Origin of the sequence: Rhodoferax sp. WC2427 (genome assembly GCF_040822085.1) — a bacterium.
Lineage (GTDB): Bacteria > Pseudomonadota > Gammaproteobacteria > Burkholderiales > Burkholderiaceae_C > Rhodoferax_B.
Genome location: NZ_CP162006.1, coordinates 1,007,075 through 1,030,785, shown reverse-complemented (window position 1 = coordinate 1,030,785; position 23,711 = coordinate 1,007,075). Strand labels below are relative to the sequence as shown.

Below are 23,711 nucleotides of genomic sequence, written 5' to 3'. Positions count from 1 at the left end.
CCGACCGGACGGGTGGCTAAAAGCGGTAGCGCAGCGCTCCGTCCAGCCCCATGCTGGTTTGCCGGGTTTTGGGCTGGGCCGCGCCGCCCACCAGGATGCCGTTGCGGGTGATCGCGTGGCTGGGTCCAGCCCGCATCTGTTCCTGCTGCATCTGCCAACCCAGTCGCCACGACCAGCCCGTGCGGTGCACAGATTCGGGCAACTCCAGTTGCACACCCAGCTGGGCCATCTGGCTATGGCCCAGGCGCAGACGGGCGGCATCGGTGTTGGGCAGCTGCAGGTACAGCGTACCGCCCGGCCCTCCGCCCAGCCAGCTGCTGAGCGTCCAACGCAAGCCGCCCACATCCGCCAGGATGTAGCGCACGCCCACCGCAGCCTGGATGGTGCGAAATTGCTCGGGGTAGCCCTGCACCGGGCCCACGCTGGCCAGATCGCGGTCCCACTGGGTCCAGCCCAGGCGGGCACCCACGGCCCAGCGCTCGGCTACCGGAGCCCAGGCCTGCAGTTGCACACGCTGGAGACTCAGGCGGCTGGTGGTCTGGATTGGCTGGTTAGCGCTGCTCACGCCGTCGTAGTCGCGTGTGCCACGGCCCTGGCTCCACTGGGCGGCCCATTGCAGGCTTGCGCAATCGCCCTCCAGTTGCAGGCCCGTGTGGTGCAACAAGCCCGATTCATCTACCAGCTTGCGGCCCCGGGCATCAAATTCTTGCCAACGGCTGTGTTGCACACCGGCGAGCAGCGACAGGTCTGTGGCCCCGCACTCTGCAGCCTTGGCCAGGGAGGCCAGGGTCAGGAGTGCAAAAAGGCCGCATAAGCGGCCTTTGGCAAGCAAGCTTGCAGGGGTCACAGCAGGCTGCTCCAGGCCCGGGTGGTGGCGAGTTCATACACGCCGTTGCCGTCGGCATCCAGCTCTATCTGCACCTGGGTCACGCTTTGGGCGGTGATCCGGACGCGGCTGCCATCGGCCCCGGTCAGCACCACCTGGCCTGCAGCGGGGAAACTTTGGAGGTTGGTGCGCACAAACGGCGTGTCCATGGAGATCACCACAGTCTTGGCATCAAAGCTGTTGCTCGACAGGGTGCCACCGTAAATAGTGGATTCGCTGTAACCCGAGGACGCCGGGCTGATAGTGACGGTGGAGCTGTAGCCCATCAGGCTCCGGCTATAGGCCACGCCGCCGAAGCTGCCCGCCATGGTCAGGTTGTTGGGCGCTGACAGGGTAGTCACCACCCTGTTAACACCCGTAGATTGGACGGCCAGGGTCAAGCTGCCGTTCAAGGTATCGGTACCGGCTGTCGAACTAGCTGAAAAATTACCGAACACCATGCCGAGATTCAACCCATAGACATTGCCGCTCAGGTTGCCGGACGTGCTGTTCACCGTCATGCCGATACTGCCATTGGCCGTGTTGCCATTGATGTTGCAGTTGGTCGCCACGATGTTGACGGTATCGCCCGCATCCACGGAGCGGTTGCCGTTGATATCGCTCACCGTGACACCCAAGGTGCCGCCACCTGCACAGGGCTCGGTGTACTGTTGCAAGGCACCGGTGACCTGTTGCGGCACGGTGCGCAACCAATCTTGCAGCTTAGGCACCTGGGCCCGGGCGAAGGCCAAGGGCAGACCTGGTCCAGAGACGGCTGCGCCGGTAAGGACTTCCGAAAAAACCAATGCGCCCTGCGTGGCATTGGCTGTGGACAAAGCCTCTTGTGCCGCTACGGTGTAATTGCCGCTGGTCAGCTTGAAGGCCGTGCTGGGGGCGCTACCGCCACCAGCAGTGGGTGTGCTGTCGCCACCGCCGCCTCCGCAGGCCACCAGGGTGGCCAAAACCATGCTGCTTGCTACCAATCGAATATCTGTCAATTGAAACTCCTGTGTACACCCCGATTTCAGGGTTTTTAGTGTAATAACGGAAAAACCGATAGACACTGTACACATGTTCACAAACAAGATACGCGGTAAACAATATTTTCATCCCCTACATGGGGGAAGAACCAGGCCGTTGTGCGGACTACACCGCCATCTGCAAAAACGCCACCGGGTCGCGCGCGATGCGCAGGCCCTGCTCGCGGGCGTGGGCCAGGGCGTTGTCTTCCGACACAAACGGGTTGTCAAAGCTGATCACCCGCTGGCTGGGGATGGGCATGCCGTAGTGCTGGGCGATGCCCACGCGGGCCAGCCAGGTGCCGTCGACCATGGGCTTGGCAAACAGCGAGACGACACAGTCGCCGACGTGGAATTCTTTCAGGTCTGTCATGGCGGGCTCCTAGGGAATGGTGCCCGCCATGCTGCGCGCCTTGTGTGACGCTATGACGACAGCCGTGTCAGGGCACGGGGGTCAGCTTGGCCACGCTCAGCGCCAGCCATTTCACGCCATGGCGTGGGAAGTTGATTTGCGCCCGGGCATCGTCGCCGCTGCCTTCCAGCAGGTTGACTTTGCCTTCGCCGAATTTGGTGTGGAACACCTGCATGCCGACCCGCAGGCCGTGGCTGGGGGTGGCTTTTTGCGGCGGCACAGGCGGGCTGGCGAAAGGCGCATTTTCTTTATTAAAAGTGCCTCCAGCGCTGTATCCATAAGCGTGAGAAGCTCCTGATTTAGGAGCAAACCCATACCCCGAGGGTTTGGAGGTGATCCACTTCAGCGCGCCTTCCGGCAGTTCGTCAAAAAAGCGGCTGCGCGGGTTGTAGCGGGTCTGGCCATGCAGCAGGCGGCTTTGCGAGAAGCTGAGGTACAGGCGCTGGCGGGCGCGGGTGATGGCCACGTACATCAGGCGGCGCTCTTCCTCCAGGCCCTGGCGGTCGCTGAGCGAGTTTTCGTGCGGGAACAGGCCTTCTTCCATGCCGCCTACAAAGACAGCATCAAATTCCAGCCCCTTGGCGGAGTGCACGGTCATGAGCTGCACGGCATCTTGCCCGGCCTTGGCTTGGTTGTCGCCGGCCTCCAGGGCAGCGTGGGTCAGGAAGGCGGCCAGAGGCGACAGGGTTTCGCCGCTGTCCTGGTCGATGAAGCCCTCGGCGGCCGGGGCGTTGGGGTCCAGGCCCTGGCTGGCGGGGGACTGGCTGAGCTCGTCCAACGGCAGGGCCACGGCATCGCGGCCAAAGCCCTGTTGGGAGACGAAACTTTCGGCCGCGTTGACCAACTCCTCCAAATTCTCCACCCGGTCTTCGCCCTCGCGGTCGGCCTTGAAGTGGGCCAGCAGGCCGCTGTGGTCCAGCACCAGGTCGATGATTTCGCGCAAAGACAGGCCTTCGGTCTGCTCGCGCAGCACGTCCAGCTTGGCCACGAAGGCACCAAAGTTGGCCCCGGCCTTGCCGGGCACGATGCTGACGGCGTCGTGCAGCGAGCAGCCATTGCTGCGGGCGGCATCTTGCAGAATCTCCAGGCTGCGCGCACCGATGCCGCGCGGCGGGAAGTTGACCACGCGCAGGAAGCTGGTGTCGTCGTTGGCGTTTTCCAGCAGGCGCAAATAGGCCAGCGCGTGCTTGATTTCGGCGCGCTCAAAGAAGCGGAGGCCGCCAAACACACGGTAGGGAATGGCGGCGTTGAACAACGCGGTTTCGATCACCCGGCTTTGGGCGTTGCTGCGGTACAGCACAGCGATTTCCTGGCGCGGCATGCCGTCGCGCACCAGCTGCTTGACCTCGTCGACGATCCACTGGGCTTCATCCAGATCGCGCGGGTTCTCCACCACCCGCACCGGCTCGCCGGGGCCTTGGGTGGTGCGCAGGTCTTTGCCCAGGCGGTTGCTGTTGTGGCTGATGAGCTGGTTGGCCGAGTCCAGGATGTTGCTGAAGCTGCGGTAGTTTTGCTCCAGCTTGATCTGCTGGGTGACGCCGAATTCGCGCACAAAGTCGGCCATGTTGCCCACCCGCGCGCCGCGGAAGGCATAGATGCTCTGGTCGTCGTCGCCCACCGCCAGCACGCTGCCACCGGGCATGGACGTACCGTTGGCCAAATCCTTGGGGCCGTGGCCGGACAGCATCTTGATCCAGGCGTACTGCAGCTTGTTGGTGTCCTGGAACTCGTCGATCAGGATGTGGCGAAAGCGGCGCTGGTAGTGCTCGCGGATGGCATCCTGGTCGCGCAGCAGCTCGTAGCTGCGCAGCATCAGCTCGCCAAAATCGACCACGCCCTCGCGCTGGCACTGCTCTTCGTACAGCGCGTAAATCTCGATTTTCTTGCGGGTTTGCGGGTCGTGGCTTTCCACCGCATCGGGGCGCAGACCTTCTTCTTTGCAGTTGCCAATAAACCATTGGGTTTGTTTGGCAGGGTACTGTTGGTCGTCTATATTGAATTGCTTGCATAGCCGTTTGATGGCGCTGAGCTGGTCCTGGGTGTCCAGGATCTGGAAGCTTTGCGGCAGGTTCGCCAGCTTGTAATGCGCGCGCAGCAGGCGGTTGCACAAGCCGTGGAAGGTGCCTATCCACATGCCACGCACGTTGATGGGCAGCATAGTGCCCAGGCGCAGCACCATTTCCTTGGCGGCCTTGTTGGTAAATGTGACCGCCAGGATGCCACCCGGGGTGACGCGCCCGGTTTGCAGAAGCCAGGCTATGCGGGTGGTGAGCACCCGGGTTTTGCCGGAACCGGCCCCGGCCAGAATCAGCGCATGGCCGGTGGGCAGGGTAACAGCCGCCAACTGCTCAGGGTTAAGGTTGTGGAGGAGCGGCGCATCCTGTGCGGGCAAGTTAGTATTTACAGAGAACATAGGCCGATTGTAGGAACCCCATGAAAAGCACCCTAGCCCTAGGAGCCGCCGCCCTGTTGCTGGCGCTCCACCAGACGGCACTGGCCCAGGCTTCCTGCTCCAGCGAAGGCCAGAGCGCGCCCACCGCCTTGCTGGAACGCTTCATCAGCGCCGATTGCGAAGCCTGCTGGACCGATGCGCACGCTGCCCTGCCCCGCCCCGGCGCGGTGGCCCTGGACTGGATCGTGCCCGGTGCGCTGGGCGACGACGCCCCCTTGTCGGCAGCGGCGCGCCAGGACGGGCTGGACCGCCTACAGGCGATGGGGCAGGCGGCGACACCCACCGCCCCGCCACCACCGCCTTTGCCACTGCGCGTGGCCCGGGGTCCGGTGCTGGGCGGCTACGTTGGCACCTCCATCGCCTTGCAAGCCACCCAAGAAGCAGCCCACGGCCCCCTCACCGCCTGGCTGGCGCTGGTAGAAACCATTCCCGCCGGAGCCGATGGCACGGCGGTCGAACGCAATCTGGTGCGCAATAGCCTGCTGCTGGACTGGAGCGCAGCGGGCGAGCACGCGGAAATTCGCCCCTTGAGCGTTCCGGCAGGCGCCCAAGCCGCCCGGCTGCGGGTGATTGGCTGGGTCGAAGATGCCAGTGCGCGGGTGGTGGCAGTGGCGCAGTCGGTGTGCGGGGATACAGACGAATAATACGCAATGTGTTAATTTGTATACCGCAGGAGGGCACAAGCCATGTTTTCAGTCTATGGGGTTACGGGGCGGGTGTTCACCGGCACGGTTGAGCAGTTACGCCATATCGATAAAGTGAATGCCGTTGCGCGGCTGCACCCCATCGAAGCCAACGACCTGGTACTGGAGCCCGAGCTATCGGTGACGCCGTTCGAGGCCGAAACGCCCCACCCCAAAGGCTTGCTGCCCGCCACGGCAGTCGCAGCCTACGCCCAGGTGAGCCAGCCCGACACGCCACGCCAACCGCTGGACCGGGTGGGTTTGCTGATGACCCAGCCCGCAGTGACCGTACGGACCGATGTGCCGCTGGCCATCGCCGCCGCCCTGCTGGCCCGCCACCGCGTGGGCCAGATGCCCGTGGTAGACGCACAAGGCCAGTTGGTCGGATTGCTGTTGCGGGCCGACATCTACCCCACGCTGGAGATCCCCAGCGCCACCGACTGGGCTGACCGCATGGCCCTGCCCGTGGCCAGCGTGATGTGGACCCCGGTGGCCAGCACCACCGCCGACACCGACATCCGCCGCGTCGCCCAGGTACTGCTGGACACGCATTTGCCCGGACTGCCGGTGGTGGATGACAACGGCACGCTGACCGGATTTATCGGGCGCACCGACATCCTGCGCGCCGTGGCAAACGACCCACCGCTGGACGTGTGGGGCTGAGCCAGACAACAAAAAGCCCGCAGAAGCGGGCTTTTTGTTGTCTGGGAGCGGTGAACGCGATCAGGCGTGGGCGGCGCGCAGCTTCATCGAGAACTCTTGCAGGGCTTTGATGCCGCTGCTTTCGGCGCGATGGCACCAGGCTTGCAGGTCGATGGTGAGCTGCTCACGCGACTGCGAGGTGTTGAGCCACATCTGGCGCAGCTCTTCGCGCATCACCACCATTTTGTCGAGCACGGGGTGGGCGGCACGGGCCTGGTCCAGATGTGGCTGGGCCGCAGCGGGAACTTTCTCAGCATCGCGGTGCATCCAGCGCTTGGCGGCCTGCAGCGCCGACACGTCACCCTTGCGGGCCTTGAGGGCCTCCAGCTCGGACTTGCAGGCCTGGCGCATGTCGCGGGCAAAACCGGCCATGACTTCGTAGCGGTTGGCGATCAGCGCTTCGAGCGTCTTTTCATCGGCCACGGGCTTGATGGCACCCAGCAGCAGCTTGGGCGGGGTTTTCTTGACCTTGGCCAAACCAATCGTTTCGAGGGCGCGGATGTAAACCCAGCCCATGTCGAACTCGTAGGGTTTGACAGAAAACTTGGCCGACGTGGGGTAGGTGTGGTGGTTGTTATGCAACTCTTCGCCACCAATCAAAATGCCCCAGGGCGAGATATTGGTGCTGGCATCGGGCGCTTCAAAGTTGCGGTAGCCCCAGTAGTGGCCAATACCATTGATGATGCCAGCAGCAGTCACAGGAATCCAGATCATCTGCACGGCCCAGACCGACAGGCCTGCAATACCGAACATCGCCAGATTCAGAATCAGCATCAGGCCCACGCCTTGCCAGCTGAAACGGGTGTACAGATTGCGTTCGATCCAGTCGTTGGGGCAGCCATGGCTGTACTTGGCCAGGGTTTCCTGGTTTTTGGATTCTTTGCGGTACAGCTCGGCACCGGTCCAGAACACGGTTTTGATGCCATGGGCGTGCGGGCTGTGCGGATCGTCTTTGGTTTCGCACTTGGCGTGGTGCTTGCGGTGGATGGACACCCATTCCTTGGTGACCTGTCCGGTGCCCAGCCACAGCCAGAAACGGAAAAAGTGGGCAGGAATGGCGTGCAGATCCATGGCCCGGTGCGCCTGGTGGCGGTGCAGGTAAATGGTGACACTGGCAATGGTGATGTGGGTGGTGACCAGCGTGTACAACACGATCTGCCACCAGGACAGGTTCCACAAACCGTTCGCAAGCCAGTCAACAGCTGCGTTCAACACAGCCCAATCGGGTAACAACATAAAGTAATAGCCTTGGTCTTTAATATGGGCTAGCGGTTAGGAATGTGCTGGCCAGCCTTCTATTGTAGGCAGGAGCCCCCAAATATCCTAGGGCTCCGTCTCTACCTACACACACTCTGGGCGTTATTTCTTCTGCCAAACCGCCGCAAAGAAGCCGTCTGTGCCATGCCGGTGCGGCCACAGACGCAAAAATTCGCCACCGCTGACCGGACCACTGCACAGGCTGGCCGCGTTGTCCACCTTCAGATGGGTCAGGATGTCGGCCGTTTCAAGAGGGGTGAAGTCGGGATTCGCCGCCGAGAAGGCCAGCGCGATCTCTTCGTTTTCTGCGGGCAGGATGCTGCAGGTGGCATACACCAGGCGACCACCGGATTTCAGCAGGCGCGCGGCGCTTTGCAAAATCGCGGTTTGCTTGACCACCAGCTCCTCCACGGCCTTGGGGGTTTGCCGCCATTTCATGTCGGGGTTGCGGCGCAGGGTGCCCAGGCCGGAGCACGGGGCATCGACCAGCACGCGGTCGATCTTGCCGGTCAGGCGCTTGATGCGGTCGTCGCGCTCGTGGGCGATGGCGGCGGGGTGGACGTTGGACAAACCGCTGCGCGCCAGCCGGGGCTTGAGCGCGTCCAGGCGGTGGCCCGAGGTGTCAAACGCATAGAGCCGACCGGTGCTGCGCATGCCCGCACCGATGGCCAGTGTCTTGCCACCGGCACCGGCGCAGAAGTCCACCACCATTTCGCCACGCTTGGCATCCAGCAGCAGGGCCAGCAGCTGCGAGCCTTCGTCTTGTACTTCGATGGCACCGCGGGTGAAGGCGTCGAGTTTGGTCAGCGCAGGCTTGTCGGCCAGGCGCAGGCCGTAGGGTGAGTACGGGGTGGCCACGGACTTGATGCCCACCTTGGCCAGCTCTTTTTGCACGTCGTCGCGCTTGGCGTTCAGGGCGTTGACGCGCAAATCCAGGCCTGCGCCGTGGACCAGGCTTTCCACCAGCGGCCAGAATTCGTCCTTGAGCTGCTCTTTGAGCGGCTGCACCAGCCACTCGGGCAGGTTGTGGCGGTGGCGGTCGAGCAAGTCTTCGGTCTTGACCTTGTCGCAGTTTTCCAGCCAGGTCTTTTCCTGGTCGGTCAGTGCGCCGTACAAAAAGTCGCGCGGGCCATGGAAGCCCAGAATCGCCAGACGGCGCTGCTTGGAGCCGCTGCCCGAAGGGGCCAGGTGGTCAAACAGCAGTTTCTTGCGCAAAACCGTGTAGACGGTTTCGGCCAGGGTGGCGCGCTCGCGTGGGCCCAGCGACCGGTTGTCGCGGAAAAACCGCGAAACCACCGAGTCGGCAGGGTGTTCAAATTGGAGGGCTTGGCGTACGAGTTCAGAACACTCGTCGAGGAAATCTTTAGGATGCATAGCCCCAATTGTCCCATGTGGGTCCCACGCCGCCTGTTTTATCTCTTAAATCTGTATGTCCGACCCCACCCTGCCCCCGCTCATCACCACCCCGCCCGGCCGTTACCGCCACTACAAAGGCATGCTGTACGACGTGGTCGGTACGGTGCGGCACAGCGAAACCCTGGAGCCCCTGACCCTATACCGCGCCCTGTACGGCGAGCACGGGCTGTGGGTGCGCCCGGCGGCGATGTTTGAAGAAGAAGTGGTGATCGACGGCGTGCGCCAGCCACGCTTTACGCTTATCGAGGCAAACGCAGAGTAGCCACCAGCCCGGCGCTATCGCCGTTGCGCAATTGCAAACTGCCCCGGTGCTTGCGGGCAATGTCATGGCTGATGGACAGGCCCAGTCCGACCCCGCCGTGGTGGCGGTTGCGCGAGGCTTCGACGCGGTAAAACGGGGCCAGCACCTGCTCCAGCTCGGACTCCGGCAGGCCCGGGCCGGCATCAACAACCTCGATCCGCAGCCAATAGGCCCCATCGCTGAGCCGGATATGCGCCGCGCCGCCGTAGCGGATGGCGTTGTCCACCAGGTTACCAATGCAGCGCCGCATGGCCGAGGCCTGGGCCCGTACCGGGGCGGCGCTGCCGGTGACGCGCACCGTGTGCCCACAGGCCAACTGGTCGTCGGCCATGCTGTGCACCAGCGAATGCACGTCCAGCAGCACAAAGGCTTCCTCGTCGGCCGCGCCGCGCAGATAGTCCAGCGTGGCCGTGATCATGGCGTCCATCTCGACCACATCGTTTTGAAAAGCTTGCTTTTGCGCCGCGTCGGCCAGGCTTTCGGTGCGCAGGCGCAGCCGCGTCAGCGGGGTACGCAAATCGTGTGACACCGCCGCCACAAAGCGGTCGCGCTCGCGCAGCTGCTGGCGGATTTGCGCCTGCATCTGGTTGAACACCTGGCTGGCCTCGCGGCACTCCAGCGGGCCGTCTTCGGCCAGCGGCGGGTGGTCGATGTCCTGGCCCAGGGCCTTGGCGGCACGGGCCAGGCGGCGGATGGGTTCGGACAACCAACGGGCCCCAATCCAGGCCGCCAGTACCAAGGCGCTCATGCGCACGCCTATGTCCAGCCACAGGCCCGGCATGTCCCAGATCGACATGCCAGGCGGAGGCGGTGGGCGGTGGCCAGACCCCATGCCCGCGCCACCCTCCAGCGGGCGGCCCAGCCCGAGCACCATGGTCAATGCCAGTACATGGCTGGCCAGCACGGCCACGCATAGCAACAAGGCCAGACGGCCGAACAGGGTCGCGGGCAGCAGGCGCTTCAGTGCGGCCACGCGGGCTGGCCCTGCACGGACCGGGCGGTCAACATATAGCCCGCACCGCGCACGGTCTTGATCATCGACGGCGCATCGCCCGGCTGGGTGGAGTCGCTCAACTTCTGCCGCAGCCGCGACACCAGCAGGTCGATACTGCGCTCGAACGCATCCATAGCGCGGCCGCGGGCCTGCTCCATCAGCTGGTCGCGGCTCAGCAGGCGGCGGGGCGCGGCCAGAAAACTCGACAGCAGGCGAAATTCGGCGTTCGACAGCGGCACCACCAGGCCCGAGGGGGCGGTCAGCCGCCGCTCGTGGCGGTGCAGGGCCCAGCCGTCGAAGTACACCGTGTCGCTGCCCACTTCCTGCAGGATGCGGTCGTGCACCGAGGCGGCGCGGCGCAGCACGGTGTGGATGCGAGCCACCAGCTCGCGCGGTTCAAAGGGCTTGCCCATGTAGTCGTCGGCCCCCATCTCCAGGCCCAGCACCCGGTCAAAGTGGCCGGTGCGGGCGGTCAGCATGATGATGGGAATGGCCGAGTGCTGGCGCAGCTCGCGCGCCAGGCTCAGTCCGTCCATGCCGGGCAACATCACATCCAGCACCACCAGGTCGATCGGCAGGCTGGCCAGCTGCTGGCGCATGCTGGGGCCATCGTGGGCCGTATGGGCGCACAGCGCGAAACCCGACAGGTAGTCGCGCAACAGCGTGGTGATGCCTGCGTCGTCGTCCACGACCAGAATTTGCCGACAGGGGTTCATAAGTTGCTCATTTCGCCGAAAAGTGTAGGCAGGCCAAAGCCCCCTTAAGCGCAGAACTGGCTGTGCTTCACCCCTCTTTTCCGGCGCTCACACCGGCCTTTGTACCAACGCCGATACAAACCAGACAAGCCCGCTTTACAGGCGGGCACAAGAATCAGGCGAACGACTTCAAGGACTTCCATGGCATCCATCAGTAGCATCAGCAACAGCGGCAACGCCTGGGCCGCGCAGGCCGCCGAGCGCAAAGCCAAACTGTTTGCCAAGACCGACACCGACGGTAGCGGCGGCGTGGACAGCACCGAACTGCAGACGCTGATGGACAAGGTGTCCGAGCGCACCGGTGTCACCAACACCCGCACCGCCGCCGACCTGGTAACCGAGCTCGACACCGACCGCAACGGAAGCCTGGATGCAGACGAGCTGAAAAGCGGCATTTCCAGCATCGTTCCCCTGCCCAGCACCGTAGAGTTTTCGCAAACGCGCGGCGCAGGCGGCCCACCGCCCGGTGGCGCCCCGCCTGCCGAAGCCGCCAGCAGCAGCGACAGCACCACCTACGACCCGCTGGACACCAACCAGGACGGCATCGTCTCGGCCGCCGAAGCCGCCGCGGGTGCCGCCAACGGCACGGCCAGTACCACCGACACCTTGCAGGCCCTGCTCAAGGCCATCGATACCGACAAGGACGGCAAGCTCAGCACCACCGAGGCCGATACCTTTGCCCAGCAGGTCAGCACCGCGGTGGAGACGCTGCAAAAGGCGTCCTCCACCAGCGCCAATGGCAGCGACCGCATCGATATCAACCAGTTGGCGCAGCAGGTGCTCAAGCAATATGCCGAAATTGCTGCCGGGCAAAGCCAACCAGCCACCGGCTCCACCATCAACGTTTCAGCATGAAATAGGCCTGTATCGCCCATTCCATCAGCGTAAGCAGCTATATTTTCAGGAGTAAATCAGAATCCTGCGTGGGCGGGCCTGGGCGGCGCGGTTGCAGCTACCATCCATCGCAATGACCGCGATGCCCCCTCCTCCACCGCCCGCCCCCGAACGCAAGCGCCGCGCCACCAGCATCACCGTGAACGATGTGGCGCGGCTGGCCGGTTTGTCGGCCATGACCGTGTCTCGCGCCATCAACACCCCGGACCGGCTGCCGCCTGCCACGCTGGCCAAAGTGCGCGCCGCCATTGCCAGCACGGGCTACGTGCCCAACCTGCTGGCGGGCGGTCTGCGGTCCAACAAAAGCCGCCTGGTGGCCGCCCTGGTGCCAACTCTGGTCAGCCCGGTTTTCAACGAAACCGTGCAAGCCCTCACCGCCGCACTGCGGCTGCAGGGCTACCAACTGATGCTGGGGCAAACCGGCTATGCCGACCCGCTGGAAGACGAACTGCTGGGGGCCATCATTGGCCGCCGGCCCGACGGCATCGTGCTCACCGGCGTGGTGCACTCGGCCGATGCGCGCCGCCGGCTGCAGGCCTCGGGCATTCCGGTGGTGGAAACCTGGGACCTGACCCCCGAGCCGATCGACATGCTGGTCGGCTTTTCGCACAGCGCAGTGGCCGATGCGGTGTGCCGCTACCTGCACAGCCGTGGCTATCAGCGCCTGGCCGTCATCGGCGGCGACGACGAACGCGCCCGGCGCCGCAGCCAGGCCTTTGTGGCCACCGCCCTCAGCTTGGGGCTGCCCGAGCCGCTGGTGCATGTGGTGCCCGCCCCCACCACCCTGGGCAGTGGGCGCAGCGGCCTGCAGGCCTTGCTGGCGCGCGGCAGCCACTTTGACGCGGTGTTTTGCAGCTCCGACCTGCTGGCGTTAGGCGTGCTGACCGAGACCCAGGCCCTGGGCATGGCCGTACCCGGACAGCTGGCGGTGGTGGGCTTTGGCGACCTGGCCTTTGCGCAAGACCTGCACCCCGCCCTGACCACCGTGCGCATCGACGGCACGCGCATCGGCACCGAAGCCGCACGCTGCATTGTTGACCGCGTCGAGGGCCGCCCCGTGCCCCAGCGCATGGTGGACATCGGCTTTCGCATCATCGAACGCGCCAGCGTTTAGCCCCTCCAACATAGGGATTTCACCGAGTCGATTGGATTGACTTCCAATTTGGTAACGTTAACAATATGAAATGTTAACGATACCAATTGAGCATTCCTGCTGCAATCCACCCAAGGAGACATCGATGACCCATCGCCCGCCCCCCCACTTTTCCCGTAAACCGGTCGCACTCGGTGCGAGCCTGCTGGCAAGCGCCATCCTGCTGGCCGCCTGCGGCGGCAGCGACGGTGACAGCACCCCGGCCCTCAAGCAACCGACACTGGGCGCCCGCGCCAAGGCCATCCTCACGGTGGACGGCAAGCAGTTCAAGGACCTGAACGGCAACGGCAAACTCGATGCCTACGAAGATTGGCGACTGCCGGTCGATGACCGCATCAACGACCTGGTCGCGCAAATGAGCGACACGGAAAAGGTCGGCATGATGATGATCAACGACAACAACGCGGGCTGCGGCGGTACCGTCACGCCAACGGCAATTGACTACATCAATACCCAGAAGATGACCCGTTTCATCCTGCGCTCGACCGCAGCGAGCAAGGCCGACGCCTGCGATGGCAGCGTGGTACCGGGCCGCGGCGGCTATACCGTCACCCCACAGCAGTTGGCCGCCTACACCAACGCGGTACAGGAAATGGCCGAGGGCACCCGCCTGGGCATTCCGCTGGTCTTCAAGGACAACGCCCGCAACCATGTCGAAACCGATCCGCGCCAGGGCATTGGCGCCGGTGCCGGTGCCTTCAGCCAGTTCCCCAAAGAAGCGGGCCTGGCCGCCGCCGCGCTGGGCGAGCAGTTCCTGAAGGAAGGCAAGGCCACCACCGGTGATATGTCCGTGATCAAGACCTTCACCGACACCATGGGGTCGGAATACAACGCGGTCGGGCTGCGCGCCATGTACGGCTACATGGCCGACCTACTGACCGAACCGCGCTGGTACCGTGCGCACGAGGTGTTTACCGAGGACGCCGACCTCAACGCCAACATCATGAAGTCGCTGGTCGAGGGCCTGCAAGGCACCACGCTCAAGGACGGCACCTCGGTCAGTGCCACCACCAAGGTCGCCCTGACGATGAAGCACTTTCCAGGCGGTGGACCGCAGGAACTGGGCATGGACCCGCACTATTCGTTCGGCAAATACCAGCAGTACAGCGACAACTTCGCTTACCACATGAAGCCCTTTGTCGCCGCGATTGGCGCAGGGGTGTCGTCGATCATGCCGTACTACGGCGTGCCGATGAGCGGGCGCGACGCCAACAAGAACCCGATTCCGCTGACCGTCGACGGTGTCACCTATCCGCTCACCGGGTTTGCGTTCTCCAAGTCGATCGTGACCGACCTGCTGCGCGGCAAGCTGGGCTTCAAGGGCTATGTCAACTCCGACACCGGCATCATCAACGACCGCGCCTGGGGCCTGGAAGACAAAACGGTGCCCGAACGGGTGGCCGCGGCGATCAACGGCGGTACCGACACCCTCTCGGGCTTCTTCACGAACAAGACCATCAAGGACCTGCTCGACCAGGGCCTGATCACCAAGGACCGCGTCAACGAAGCGGCCAAACGCCTGCTCAAGGAGCAGTTCCAGCTAGGCCTGTTCGAGAACCCGTACGTCGACGCGGGCAACGCCAACGCCGCCATCGGCACCGATGCCAACCGCGCCAAGGGCCTGGAGCTCCAGAAGAAGTCGGTCGTCCTGCTCAAGAACGACACCCTGGCCAACGGCAGCAAAGCCTTGCCGCTGAAAGCAGGCGCCAAGGTCTACACCATCGGCTTCAGTAAGGCCAACGTGGAAAGCTACGGCTACAGCGTGACGGACGGCAACTACGATGCAAGCAAGAGCCAGACCCGTCCCAGCGTGCCTGCGGGCACCGACGTGGCGGTCATCCGCGTGCTGGTCAAGGACGCCAGCTCGGCCTACCAGAGCAAGGACCTGGCCACCGGCGACAACCCGCTGTTCCTGAACCCACTGACCGGCAAGACCTGGGGGGCCGAGGACCCCTGCCGCATGTTCCCGGCCGTCAACGCGACGTGCTCGGATACCGGCCTGGGCTTCGGTGGCGCCCTGCCTTGGGAAATTGGCGACATCAGCTTCTCCGGCATGGCAACCGCCAAATCGCGCACGATGTACCCCACCTTGGCCGACATCAAGGCCATCATGGCGGAAATCGGCGATCCGAAGAAAGTGGTTTTGAGCGTGTACTTCCGCGCGCCGTATGTGATGGACGATGCCAGCGGCATGAAGGACGCGGGCGCCATTGCCGCGACCTTTGGCGTGACCGACCTGGCCATGCTGGATGTGCTGTCCGGCAAGTTCAAGCCGCAAGGCAAGCTGCCGTTCGCGCTGCCCAAAACCCTGAAAGCGGTACAGGATCAAAAATCCGACCTGCCCGGCTTCGATGAAACCACCGACGGCGCGCTCTACAAGTTCGGCTACGGCCTGACCTACTAAGCCGCAGGTTCGGCGCACCCCGGTGCGCATGACGGAAGAGTCGTCTGCACGACGGCTCTTCCTTTTAAATAGCCATCCCCACGCAGAGCGGTACCGCCCTGCATTCCAAGGGCTCGCACGATGACAACACCGACTTTCGATATGACCCACTGCGCCACCCGTTGGACCGCCGCACTGCTCCTGGCTGCGCTGACCGCCCTGCCTTTCACCGCCCATGCCGGACTGCAGGAAGGCTTGGCCGCCTATGACAAGGCCGAATACAGCACGGCCCTGAAAGAGCTGACGCCGCTGGCGGAGAAGGGCAACGCCCAAGCCCAGTACCGGCTAGGGAAGATTTTCAATCTGGGCCAAGGCCTGCCGCCCGACAAAAAAGAGGCCGCCAAATGGTTCCACATGGCCGCGCAACAGGGCTTGGCCGAAGCGCAGGGGGCTTTGGGCTACCTGTGCCTGGTGGGCGAAGGCGTGTCCCAAAACAGCGATCTGGCCCTGGAATGGACGCGCAAGGCCGCCCAGCAGGGCAATGCAACGGCGCAGTTCAACCTGAGCCTGATGTACGGCGAGGCCTTCGGCCTCCATAAAAATCCGGTCGAATCAAAAAAATGGCTGCGCAAGGCGGCCGACCAACGCCACGTCGAAGCACTGAACGCCCTGGCTGCCGACTATGCCAAGGGCAAAGATGGGGCCGCCAAAAACCCGGTTTTTGCCTACGCGCTGTATGCGGCGTCGGCGGACAAGGGCGATTCGGCCGCCGCTGCCGAACAAAAAACCCTGGAGGCAGGCATGTCCGCCAAGGACCTTGGGGCCGGGAAGGCCCTGGCGCGGAAATGGAAACCCGGGACCGGCTTTGCCAGCGCCACTGCAAGCGCCGCAAGCCTTTAACCACCGGCCCTTGCGACCCACCCGTTATTTATATAAAAACAGGCTCCAGCACTTATTCCAAGAGCGTGAGAAGCTACATTTTTTGTAGTAAATCCGCAATCACCCGCGGATACAGCAGGTGCTCCTGGGTCAGCACCCGCGCGGCCAGCACCGCAGCGGTGTCGCCCGGCAGCACCGGCACCACGGCCTGGCCCAGGATGGGGCCGTGGTCCAGCTCGGCGGTCACCTGGTGCACGGTGGCCCCGGCGAAGCAACAGCCCGCGTCCAGCGCCCGCTGGTAGGTGTTCAAACCCGCAAACGCCGGTAACAGCGAGGGGTGGATGTTGACCATGCGCCCCGCGTAGCGCTCCACAAAACCCGGCGTCAAAATGCGCATGAAGCCCGCCAGCACCAGCAGCGCGGGTTCATGGCGGTCAATCACCTGCGCCAGCTGGGCGTCGAAGGCCGCACGCGGATCGGGCGCACCGGCAAACGCCTTGTGCTCCACCACCTCGGTGGCCAGGCCCTGCGCACGGGCCAGCTCCAGCCCCCCGGCGCTGGCCTTGTTGCTCACCACCGCCACCACTTTGGCGCCTATCCGCCGCGCCCAGTCGTCGCGGATCGAGGTGCGCACGATGGCCGCCATGTTGGAGCCGCCGCCAGAGATCAAAATAACAATGTTCTTCATATTGACCGGAATTATCCCAGTGCCCACCACCCCCCTCCTCCTGACCCCCACCGAAGCCCGCGTCGTAGCCACCCTGATGGAAAAAGCCCGCACCGTGCCCGACAGCTACCCCCTGTCCATGGTGGCCCTGCTCAGCGGCTGCAACCAGAAAACCAGCCGCGAACCCACGATGAACCTGGCCGAGGCCGAAGTCGCCGAAGCCCTGGGCAACCTGAAAGACCTGGCCCTGGTGCGCGAATCCAGCGGCAGCCGGGTCACCCGCTTCGAGCACAACTTCCAGCGCGGCGTGGGCGTGCCCGAGCAATCCGCCGTCATCCTCGGCCTGCTGATGCTGCGCGGCCCGCAAACCGCGGGCGAGCTGCGGCTGAACACCGAGCGCTGGTACAAATTTGCCGATATTTCCTCGGTGGAAGGCTTTTTGGACGAGATGCTGGAGCGCAGCGCGGAAAAAGGCGGCCCGCTGGTGGTCAAGCTGCCCCGCAGCGCGGGCGAGCGCGAGCAGCGCTGGGCGCACCTGCTGTGCGGCCCGGTAGATGCCAACGCCATGGGCACCAAGGCCCCCGAGGGCGGCAACAGCACCCGGCTGGAAGCGCGGATTGAGGTTTTGGAAGAAGAAGTGGCCCAGTTACGGGCCACGGTGCAGAAGCTGTGCTCCGAGCTGGGGCTAAATTAACAGCCGCGACGACTTGGGCACATGGGCGATCAGAAAGTCCATCTGGTCGGCCAGGATGCGGCGGTTGCGCAGGATAAAGTCTTCCCACAGGCTGGGCACATAGGGCGTGTACAGCAGCGGCATGTGGGCCTGCTCGGGCGTGCGGTTGCTTTTGCGGTGGTTGCAGGCGCGGCAGGCGGTAACCACGTTCATCCAGGTGTCGGCCCCCTTCTGGCCCAGCGGCTTGATGTGCTCGCGGGTCAGCTCGGTCTCCGCAAAATGGTTGCCACAGTAGGCGCAGACGTTGCGGTCGCGCACGAACAGCTTGGTGTTGGTGAGGCTGGGGCGCAGGTCGAACGGGTTGATATTGGGCACGCCACGGGTGCCGATGATGCTGTTGACCGTGATGATGGACTGCTCGCCCGTGATGGCGTTGTGCCCGCCATGGAACACCGCCACCTGCGCGCCCATCTCCCAGCGCACCTCTTCGGCAGCGTAGTACACAACGGCCTGCTCCAGCGAAATCCACGACTGGGGCAACCCTTGGGCTGAGAGCTTCAAGACCTTCAAAACACGCCTCCTGGATCAAATGAACGACCACTTACCGGAAATGCACCCAAGGCTTTGCTGCCTTGTACCTGTCTACTAAGTCACAATATACCTTGTTCCATGCGTTATTGAGTGACAGCGCTTATTCGACGGGCGCAATCCGCTATCAAAAAGATACCCTTCCATGCAGGTTTTCCGTGGCTTCCAACACCCTGGCATTGCGCCCCACTGTGCGCTCACCATCGGCAACTTTGACGGGGTGCACCGCGGCCACCAGGCCATGCTGGCGCTGCTGATCAACGAAGCCCGCCACCGCGGCGTGCCCAGCTCGGTGATGACCTTCGAGCCGCACCCGCGCGACTACTTTGCCCAGGCCCACGGCCAGCCCGATGGGGCCCCGGCGCGCATTGCCACCTTGCGCGACAAGCTCACCGAGCTGCACCGCTGCGGCGTGGACCAGACCGTGGTGCTGCCCTTCGACGCCGCATTTGCCGCCCAATCGCCCCAGGCCTTCATCGACGACGTGCTGGTGCGCGGCATGGGCGTGCGCTACGTACTGGTGGGCGACGACTTCTGCTTCGGCGCCAAGCGCGCGGGCGACTACGCCATGCTGGACGCGGCGGGCGAGACCCGGGGCTTTGACGTGGCCCGCATGAACAGCTACGAGGTGCACGGCACCCGCGTGTCCAGCTCTGCCGTGCGCACCGCCTTGCAGGCCGGCCGCATGGAGGACGTGGCCCGCCTGCTGGGCCGCCCGTTCAGCATCAGCGGCCACGTGGTGCACGGGCGCAAGCTGGGGCGGCAACTGGGCGAGTCGGCGCCGGGCCGCCAGGACGGCTTTCGCACCCTGAATTTGCGCTTTGCCCACTGGAAGCCTGCGGCCAGCGGCATCTTTGCCGTCAAGGTGCATGGCCTGGGCGAAACCGCGCTGGTGGGCGTGGCCAACCTGGGTATCCGCCCCTCGCTGGACCCGAACGACATCAACGGTGGCCGCGTGCTGCTGGAAACCCATTGCCTGGACTGGCCCGCCACCCTGGGGCCTGAGGGGGCCTACGGTAAAATCATCCGCGTGGAACTGCTGCACAAACTGCATGACGAATTGAAATACGACGGTCTGGATGCCCTGCAAATCGGCATCGCCAAAGACTGCGACGACGCACGCGCGTACTTCGCCCTGCACGCAGAAACCAGCCGCCAGACAACGCGCGACCGAATTTAGACGATCTCAAGGCCCCTGCGGCCCTCAGATCCTGCAGCCCGCGTCGGCCGGCTGCCCTCCCAACGTGCCAATCGAAAATCCCATGACTGAATCCACCGCCCCCGACTACCGCAGCACCCTGAACCTGCCTGACACCCCCTTCCCCATGCGCGGCGACCTGCCCAAGCGCGAGCCGGGCTGGGTCAAGGAATGGGAAGACAAGGGCTTGTACAAGCGCCTGCGCGATGCCCGCCTGGGCGCACCCAAGTTTGTGCTGCACGACGGCCCGCCCTACGCCAACGGCAACATCCACATCGGCCACGCCGTCAACAAGATCCTGAAGGACATGATCGTCAAGGCCCGCCAGCTCAAGGGCATGGACGCGACCTACGTGCCCGGCTGGGACTGCCACGGTCTGCCAATCGAAAACGCCATCGAAAAGCTGCATGGCCGCAACCTGAGCCGCGACGAAGTGCAGGCCAAGAGCCGCGCCTTTGCCGCCGAGCAGATCGCGGGCCAGATGACCGACTTCAAGCGCCTGGGCGTGCTGGGCGAGTGGGACAACCCCTACCGCACCATGGACTACGCCAACGAGGCCAACGAAATCCGCGCACTGAAACGCATCATGGAACGCGGCTTTGTGTACCGGGGCTTGAAGCCCGTGTACTGGTGCTTCGACTGCGGCAGCTCGCTGGCCGAGTTCGAGATCGAATACGCCGACAAGAAGTCGCAAACCCTGGACGTGGCCTTTGAATGCGCCGAGCCCGAAAAGCTCGCCGCCGCCTTTGGCCTGGCATCGCTGCCCCAGCCCGCCTTCGCCGTGATCTGGACCACCACCGCCTGGACCATCCCCGCCAACCAGGCGCTGAACCTGAACCCGGCCCTGACCTACGCCCTGGTGCAAACCGAGCGCGGCATCCTGCTGCTGGCCGAAGATTTGGTCGAGAAAGCCACCGCCCGCTACGCGCTGAACGGCACCGTGCTGGCCACCGCCCTGGGCGAAAAACTCGCGCTGATCAATTTCAAGCACCCGCTGTATGACGTAGACCCGGGCTACCAGCGCCTGAGCCCCGTGTTCCTGGCCGACTACGCCACCGCCGACGACGGCACCGGCATCGTCCACTCCTCGCCCGCCTACGGCGTAGAAGATTTCAACTCCTGCGTGGCCAATGGCATCAAGACGGACGACATCCTCAACCCCGTGCAAGGCAATGGCCGCTACGTAGACGATTTGCCGCTGTTTGGCGGGCTGAACATCTGGAAGGCCGCGCCGCTGGTGATCGACAAGCTGCGTGAGCACGACCGCCTGTTTGCCACCGAGACCATCACCCACAGCTACCCGCACTGCTGGCGCCACAAAACCCCGGTGATCTACCGGGCCGCCGCCCAGTGGTTTATCCGCATGGACGAGGGTGAGGGCGTGTTCACCGTGGACAAGGCCCCGCAAACCCTGCGCAAGCTGGCCCTGGCCGCCATCGAAGAAACCAGCTTCTACCCCGAAAACGGCAAAACCCGGCTGCGCGACATGATCGCGGGCCGGCCCGACTGGTGCATCAGCCGCCAGCGCAACTGGGGCGTGCCCCTGCCCTTCTTCATCCACACCGCCACGGGCGAGCTGCACCCGCGCACCATGGAGCTGATGGACCTGGCCGCCAACATGGTACAGGCCGGTGGCGTGGAAGCCTGGAGCAAGGCCACGGCCGAGTCACTGATTGGCGACGATGCGCCAAACTACAGCAAGGTCAACGACATCCTGGACGTGTGGTTCGACTCCGGCACCACCCACGAGCACGTGCTGCGCGCCAGCCACAAAGAGCAATCGCAGTGGCCCGCCGACCTGTACCTGGAAGGCCACGACCAGCACCGCGGCTGGTTCCACAGCTCGCTGCTCACCTCCTGCGCCATGTACGACCACGCGCCCTACAAGGGCCTGCTGACCCACGGCTTCACCGTCGACGGGCGCGGCCGCAAGATGAGCAAGAGCGAAGGCAACGTGGTGGCCCCGCAAGAGGTCAGCGACAAGATGGGCGCGGAAATCATCCGCCTGTGGTGCGCCTCCACCGACTACTCGGGCGATCTGGCCATCGACGCGAAGATCTTGGCCCGCGTGGTGGACACGTACCGCCGGGTGCGCAACACGCTGAAGTTCCTGATGGCCAATGTCAGCGACTTCAACCCTGCCACCGACGCAGTGCCGTTCGACCAGCTGCTGGAAATCGACCGCTACGCCCTGGGCCGCGCGGCCCAGCTGCAGGCCGACATCCTGGCCCACTACGAGGTGTACGAGTTCCACCCCGTGGTGGCCAAGCTGCAGGTGTACTGCAGCGAAGACCTGGGCGCCTTCTACCTAGACGTGCTCAAAGACCGCCTCTACACCACCGCACCGAAGTCCCTGGCCCGCCGCAGTGCCCAAACCGCGCTCTGGCAGATCACCCACGCCATGCTGCGCTGGATGGCCCCGTTCCTGAGCTTCACGGCCGAAGAGGCGTGGAAGATCTTTGGCAGCAGCGACTCCATCTTTCTGGAAACCTATGCCGAGCTGCCCGCGCCGGACGCCGCCCTGCTGGCCAAGTGGAGCCGCATCCGCGAGATCCGCGACGCGGTGAACAAGGACATCGAAGTGCTGCGCGCCGACGGCAAGGTGGGTGCATCGCTGCAGGCCAATGTCGACCTGGCGGTGCCCGCCGACGACTTCGCCTTGCTGTCCAGCCTGGGCGCGGACCTGAAGTTTGTGTTCATCACCTCCGCTATTACTTTGGTAGCTACTCCCGCTGTAGCCATCAGCGCAAAGGCCAGTTTAGACACCAAATGCGAACGCTGCTGGCACTACACGCCCGACGTGGGCGTGGACGCGGCCCACCCCACCCTGTGTGGCCGTTGCAGCAGCAACCTGTATGGCGCTGGTGAAACCCGGGTGTTTGCATAATGGCGACCCGCAGCAAATCCACTTTTGGCAAGTCCGGTGCCAGCATGCTTCCCTGGCTGGGCCTGGCGCTGATCATTTTCATGGCCGACCAGTTCACCAAAGTGCTGATCATGGGCTACTACCAGCTGGGCGACAGCACCACGGTCACCAGCTTCTTCAACATCGTGCGGGCCCACAACACCGGCGCGGCGTTCTCGTTCCTGGCCGGTGCGGGCGGCTGGCAGCGCTGGTTCTTCACCGGCCTGGGTGTGGTGGCGGCGCTGTTCATCGTGTACATGCTGCGCTCGCATGCCGGGCAAAAGCTGTTTTCGTTCGCCATGGCCTGCATTCTGGGCGGCGCCATCGGCAACGTGGTGGACCGCCTGCTGCACGGCTACGTGGTGGACTTTCTGGACTTCCACTGGCGCGGCATGCACTTTGCGGCCTTCAATGTGGCCGACGCAGGCATCACCATCGGGGCCATCTGCCTGATTCTGGACGAGCTGCTGCGGGTCAAGCGCGGCAAGTAAACCGGTCGCCAGGGCCGCAGCGGGCAGGCCATGGCGGAAATTTCAGACTTTCAGGCCATTTTTCAGGTATAAAAAGGCCTTCTTGCGCTTGCCGAATCAGCGTAGGCAGCTCCTATTTTTTACTATCAAAATAGAAGCAACCTGTTGCAATGGGTATGGGCGGCAGGCGTGGCACCATTGCGGGCGTTCTGGAACACTGTGCAGAACACACTTCCCCGCAAGGAATCCCCATGCCCCAGCCCTACCAGCAAGAAGCCCCCGCCCGCGCCACCATCGACACCACCCCCGGCCCGCTGGTGCTGGAGTTTGGCGACGACTATTGCGGCATTTGCGCGGCGGCGCGCCCGGCCATTGAACAGGCGCTGGCGGGGCAGCCCGAGGTGCAGCACCTGAAGATCGCCGACGGCCGGGGCCGCCCGCTGGGCCGCGCCTTCGGCGTGAAGCTGTGGCCGACCCTGGTGTTTTTGCAAGACGGGCACGAAGTGGCGCGGCTGGTGCGGCCCATGCAGGCGCAGCCAATTACCGAGGTGCTGCAGTTGCTATCTAAATAATAGCTACTCACGCCTATCGGAGTAGCGCGGGCGGCCTGTTTTGCTTATATTTTGGGGACAGGAGGAAAACCATGTCCATCCAGCTCGACCACACCATTGTTCCCAGCCGCGACAAGGTCGCCGCGGCGCGCATGCTGGCGGAGCTACTGGACGTGCCCTGGGCCCCCAGCGGCATGGGGCCGTTTGCGCCGGTTTACCTTAACGACGGGCTGACGCTGGACTTCATCGACACCGACGACGCATTTCCGGTCTACCACTTTTGCTTCCGCGTCACCGAGGCCGATTTCGACGCCATCCTGGCGCGCATCCAGGCCCAGGGCCTGCCCTACCGCAGCACGGTGCGGGGCAGCATGGACATGCAGGTCAACCACCAGTTTGGGGGCCGCAATGTCTACTGGAACCAGCCCGACGGGCACCAGTGGGAGATCCTGACGGTCAGCTACGCGCGCCAGCCGTAGCAGGCGTTCTGAGGC

The 23,711-nt window shown here is 64.2% G+C and carries 23 protein-coding genes; 13 read left to right on the top strand and 10 right to left on the bottom strand.

Annotation, left to right across the window (positions count from 1 at the left end):
• Positions 1-16: 16 nt before the first annotated feature.
• The 4 genes from AB3G31_RS04990 to AB3G31_RS04975 all read right to left on the bottom strand — a co-directional run bounded on the left by AB3G31_RS04990 (position 17) and on the right by AB3G31_RS04975 (position 4,709).
• Positions 17-847: a hypothetical protein gene (locus tag AB3G31_RS04990; RefSeq protein WP_367849096.1), complete on the bottom strand. Its 831-nt coding sequence runs from the start codon at positions 845-847 to the stop codon at positions 17-19.
• Complete coding sequence (locus AB3G31_RS04985; RefSeq protein ID WP_367849095.1) at positions 844-1,833, bottom strand: hypothetical protein; 990 nt, start codon at positions 1,831-1,833, stop codon at positions 844-846. The genes AB3G31_RS04990 and AB3G31_RS04985 overlap by 4 nt, the downstream gene beginning before the upstream one ends.
• Before the next feature lie 178 nt (positions 1,834-2,011).
• Positions 2,012-2,257 carry a hypothetical protein gene (locus AB3G31_RS04980; RefSeq protein ID WP_367849094.1) on the bottom strand — a complete coding sequence of 82 codons (246 nt, stop codon included), beginning with the start codon at positions 2,255-2,257 and terminating at the stop codon, positions 2,012-2,014.
• A 67-nt stretch (positions 2,258-2,324) separates the two neighbouring features.
• Positions 2,325-4,709, bottom strand: coding sequence for a UvrD-helicase domain-containing protein (locus AB3G31_RS04975; protein ID WP_367849093.1), 2,385 nt, complete (start codon positions 4,707-4,709; stop codon positions 2,325-2,327).
• A 20-nt stretch (positions 4,710-4,729) separates the two neighbouring features.
• Between AB3G31_RS04975 and AB3G31_RS04970 the strand changes: the two genes are divergently transcribed.
• Both AB3G31_RS04970 and AB3G31_RS04965 read left to right on the top strand, forming a co-directional pair.
• Positions 4,730-5,392, top strand: a complete 663-nt coding sequence (locus AB3G31_RS04970; protein ID WP_367849092.1) for a hypothetical protein — start codon at positions 4,730-4,732, stop codon at positions 5,390-5,392.
• Positions 5,393-5,434: 42 nt separating this feature from the next.
• The gene (locus tag AB3G31_RS04965) at positions 5,435-6,094 is read left to right on the top strand and encodes an HPP family protein (protein ID WP_367849091.1); all 660 of its coding nucleotides are present in this window, start codon (positions 5,435-5,437) and stop codon (positions 6,092-6,094) included.
• Positions 6,095-6,154: 60 nt separating this feature from the next.
• On the opposite strand, the gene AB3G31_RS04960 is transcribed toward AB3G31_RS04965, so the two are convergent.
• Both AB3G31_RS04960 and AB3G31_RS04955 read right to left on the bottom strand, forming a co-directional pair.
• On the bottom strand, positions 6,155-7,369 hold the full coding sequence (locus AB3G31_RS04960; RefSeq protein WP_367849090.1) for a fatty acid desaturase: 1,215 nt from the start codon (positions 7,367-7,369) through the stop codon (positions 6,155-6,157).
• Between the two features lie 123 nt (positions 7,370-7,492).
• Positions 7,493-8,764 carry an RsmB/NOP family class I SAM-dependent RNA methyltransferase gene (locus tag AB3G31_RS04955; protein WP_367849089.1) on the bottom strand — a complete coding sequence of 424 codons (1,272 nt, stop codon included), beginning with the start codon at positions 8,762-8,764 and terminating at the stop codon, positions 7,493-7,495.
• Positions 8,765-8,819: 55 nt separating this feature from the next.
• On the opposite strand from AB3G31_RS04955, the gene AB3G31_RS04950 reads away from it, so the two are divergent.
• Entirely contained in the window at positions 8,820-9,068 is a 249-nt protein-coding gene (locus tag AB3G31_RS04950) for a DUF1653 domain-containing protein (protein ID WP_367849088.1), read from the top strand.
• Here the strand turns inward: AB3G31_RS04950 and AB3G31_RS04945 are convergent.
• A complete protein-coding gene (locus AB3G31_RS04945) occupies positions 9,046-10,080 on the bottom strand; it encodes an ATP-binding protein (RefSeq protein WP_367849087.1) in 1,035 nt (344 codons plus the stop codon). The genes AB3G31_RS04950 and AB3G31_RS04945 overlap by 23 nt on opposite strands.
• Positions 10,068-10,817 carry a response regulator gene (locus AB3G31_RS04940; protein ID WP_367849086.1) on the bottom strand — a complete coding sequence of 250 codons (750 nt, stop codon included), beginning with the start codon at positions 10,815-10,817 and terminating at the stop codon, positions 10,068-10,070. The genes AB3G31_RS04945 and AB3G31_RS04940 overlap by 13 nt, the downstream gene beginning before the upstream one ends.
• A 180-nt stretch (positions 10,818-10,997) precedes the next feature.
• Here AB3G31_RS04940 and AB3G31_RS04935 point away from each other — a divergent pair, with 180 nt between their 5' ends.
• The 4 genes from AB3G31_RS04935 (at position 10,998) to AB3G31_RS04920 (ending at position 16,186) form a co-directional block, all read left to right on the top strand.
• Entirely contained in the window at positions 10,998-11,711 is a 714-nt protein-coding gene (locus tag AB3G31_RS04935) for an EF-hand domain-containing protein (RefSeq protein WP_367849085.1), read from the top strand.
• Positions 11,712-11,832: 121 nt separating this feature from the next.
• Positions 11,833-12,864, top strand: coding sequence for a LacI family DNA-binding transcriptional regulator (locus AB3G31_RS04930; RefSeq protein WP_367849084.1), 1,032 nt, complete (start codon positions 11,833-11,835; stop codon positions 12,862-12,864).
• A gap of 124 nt (positions 12,865-12,988) precedes the next feature.
• Entirely contained in the window at positions 12,989-15,307 is a 2,319-nt protein-coding gene (locus tag AB3G31_RS04925) for a glycoside hydrolase family 3 N-terminal domain-containing protein (protein ID WP_367849083.1), read from the top strand.
• 120 nt (positions 15,308-15,427) lie between these two features.
• Positions 15,428-16,186, top strand: coding sequence for a tetratricopeptide repeat protein (locus AB3G31_RS04920; protein ID WP_367849082.1), 759 nt, complete (start codon positions 15,428-15,430; stop codon positions 16,184-16,186).
• A 73-nt stretch (positions 16,187-16,259) separates the two neighbouring features.
• Here AB3G31_RS04920 and purN read toward each other — a convergent pair whose 3' ends face one another.
• Positions 16,260-16,853, bottom strand: coding sequence for a phosphoribosylglycinamide formyltransferase (gene purN / locus AB3G31_RS04915; RefSeq protein WP_367849081.1), 594 nt, complete (start codon positions 16,851-16,853; stop codon positions 16,260-16,262).
• Here purN and AB3G31_RS04910 point away from each other — a divergent pair.
• The gene (locus tag AB3G31_RS04910; protein WP_367849080.1) at positions 16,843-17,526 is read left to right on the top strand and encodes a YceH family protein; all 684 of its coding nucleotides are present in this window, start codon (positions 16,843-16,845) and stop codon (positions 17,524-17,526) included. The two genes, purN and AB3G31_RS04910, sit on opposite strands and share 11 nt — an antisense overlap.
• On the opposite strand, the gene AB3G31_RS04905 is transcribed toward AB3G31_RS04910, so the two are convergent.
• Positions 17,518-18,075, bottom strand: a complete 558-nt coding sequence (locus AB3G31_RS04905; protein ID WP_367849079.1) for an HNH endonuclease — start codon at positions 18,073-18,075, stop codon at positions 17,518-17,520. The genes AB3G31_RS04910 and AB3G31_RS04905 overlap by 9 nt on opposite strands.
• Before the next feature lie 163 nt (positions 18,076-18,238).
• On the opposite strand from AB3G31_RS04905, the gene AB3G31_RS04900 reads away from it, so the two are divergent.
• From AB3G31_RS04900 to AB3G31_RS04880, 5 genes are all read left to right on the top strand, one after another.
• A complete protein-coding gene (locus AB3G31_RS04900) occupies positions 18,239-19,273 on the top strand; it encodes a bifunctional riboflavin kinase/FAD synthetase (RefSeq protein WP_367849078.1) in 1,035 nt (344 codons plus the stop codon).
• A gap of 82 nt (positions 19,274-19,355) precedes the next feature.
• A complete protein-coding gene (ileS, locus tag AB3G31_RS04895; RefSeq protein WP_367849077.1) occupies positions 19,356-22,178 on the top strand; it encodes an isoleucine--tRNA ligase in 2,823 nt (940 codons plus the stop codon).
• Entirely contained in the window at positions 22,178-22,687 is a 510-nt protein-coding gene (gene lspA, locus AB3G31_RS04890) for a signal peptidase II (RefSeq protein WP_367849076.1), read from the top strand. The genes ileS and lspA overlap by 1 nt, the downstream gene beginning before the upstream one ends.
• A gap of 230 nt (positions 22,688-22,917) precedes the next feature.
• Positions 22,918-23,238 carry a thioredoxin family protein gene (locus AB3G31_RS04885; protein ID WP_367849075.1) on the top strand — a complete coding sequence of 107 codons (321 nt, stop codon included), beginning with the start codon at positions 22,918-22,920 and terminating at the stop codon, positions 23,236-23,238.
• A gap of 71 nt (positions 23,239-23,309) precedes the next feature.
• On the top strand, positions 23,310-23,696 hold the full coding sequence (locus tag AB3G31_RS04880) for a VOC family protein (protein ID WP_367849074.1): 387 nt from the start codon (positions 23,310-23,312) through the stop codon (positions 23,694-23,696).
• Positions 23,697-23,711 lie beyond the last annotated feature (15 nt).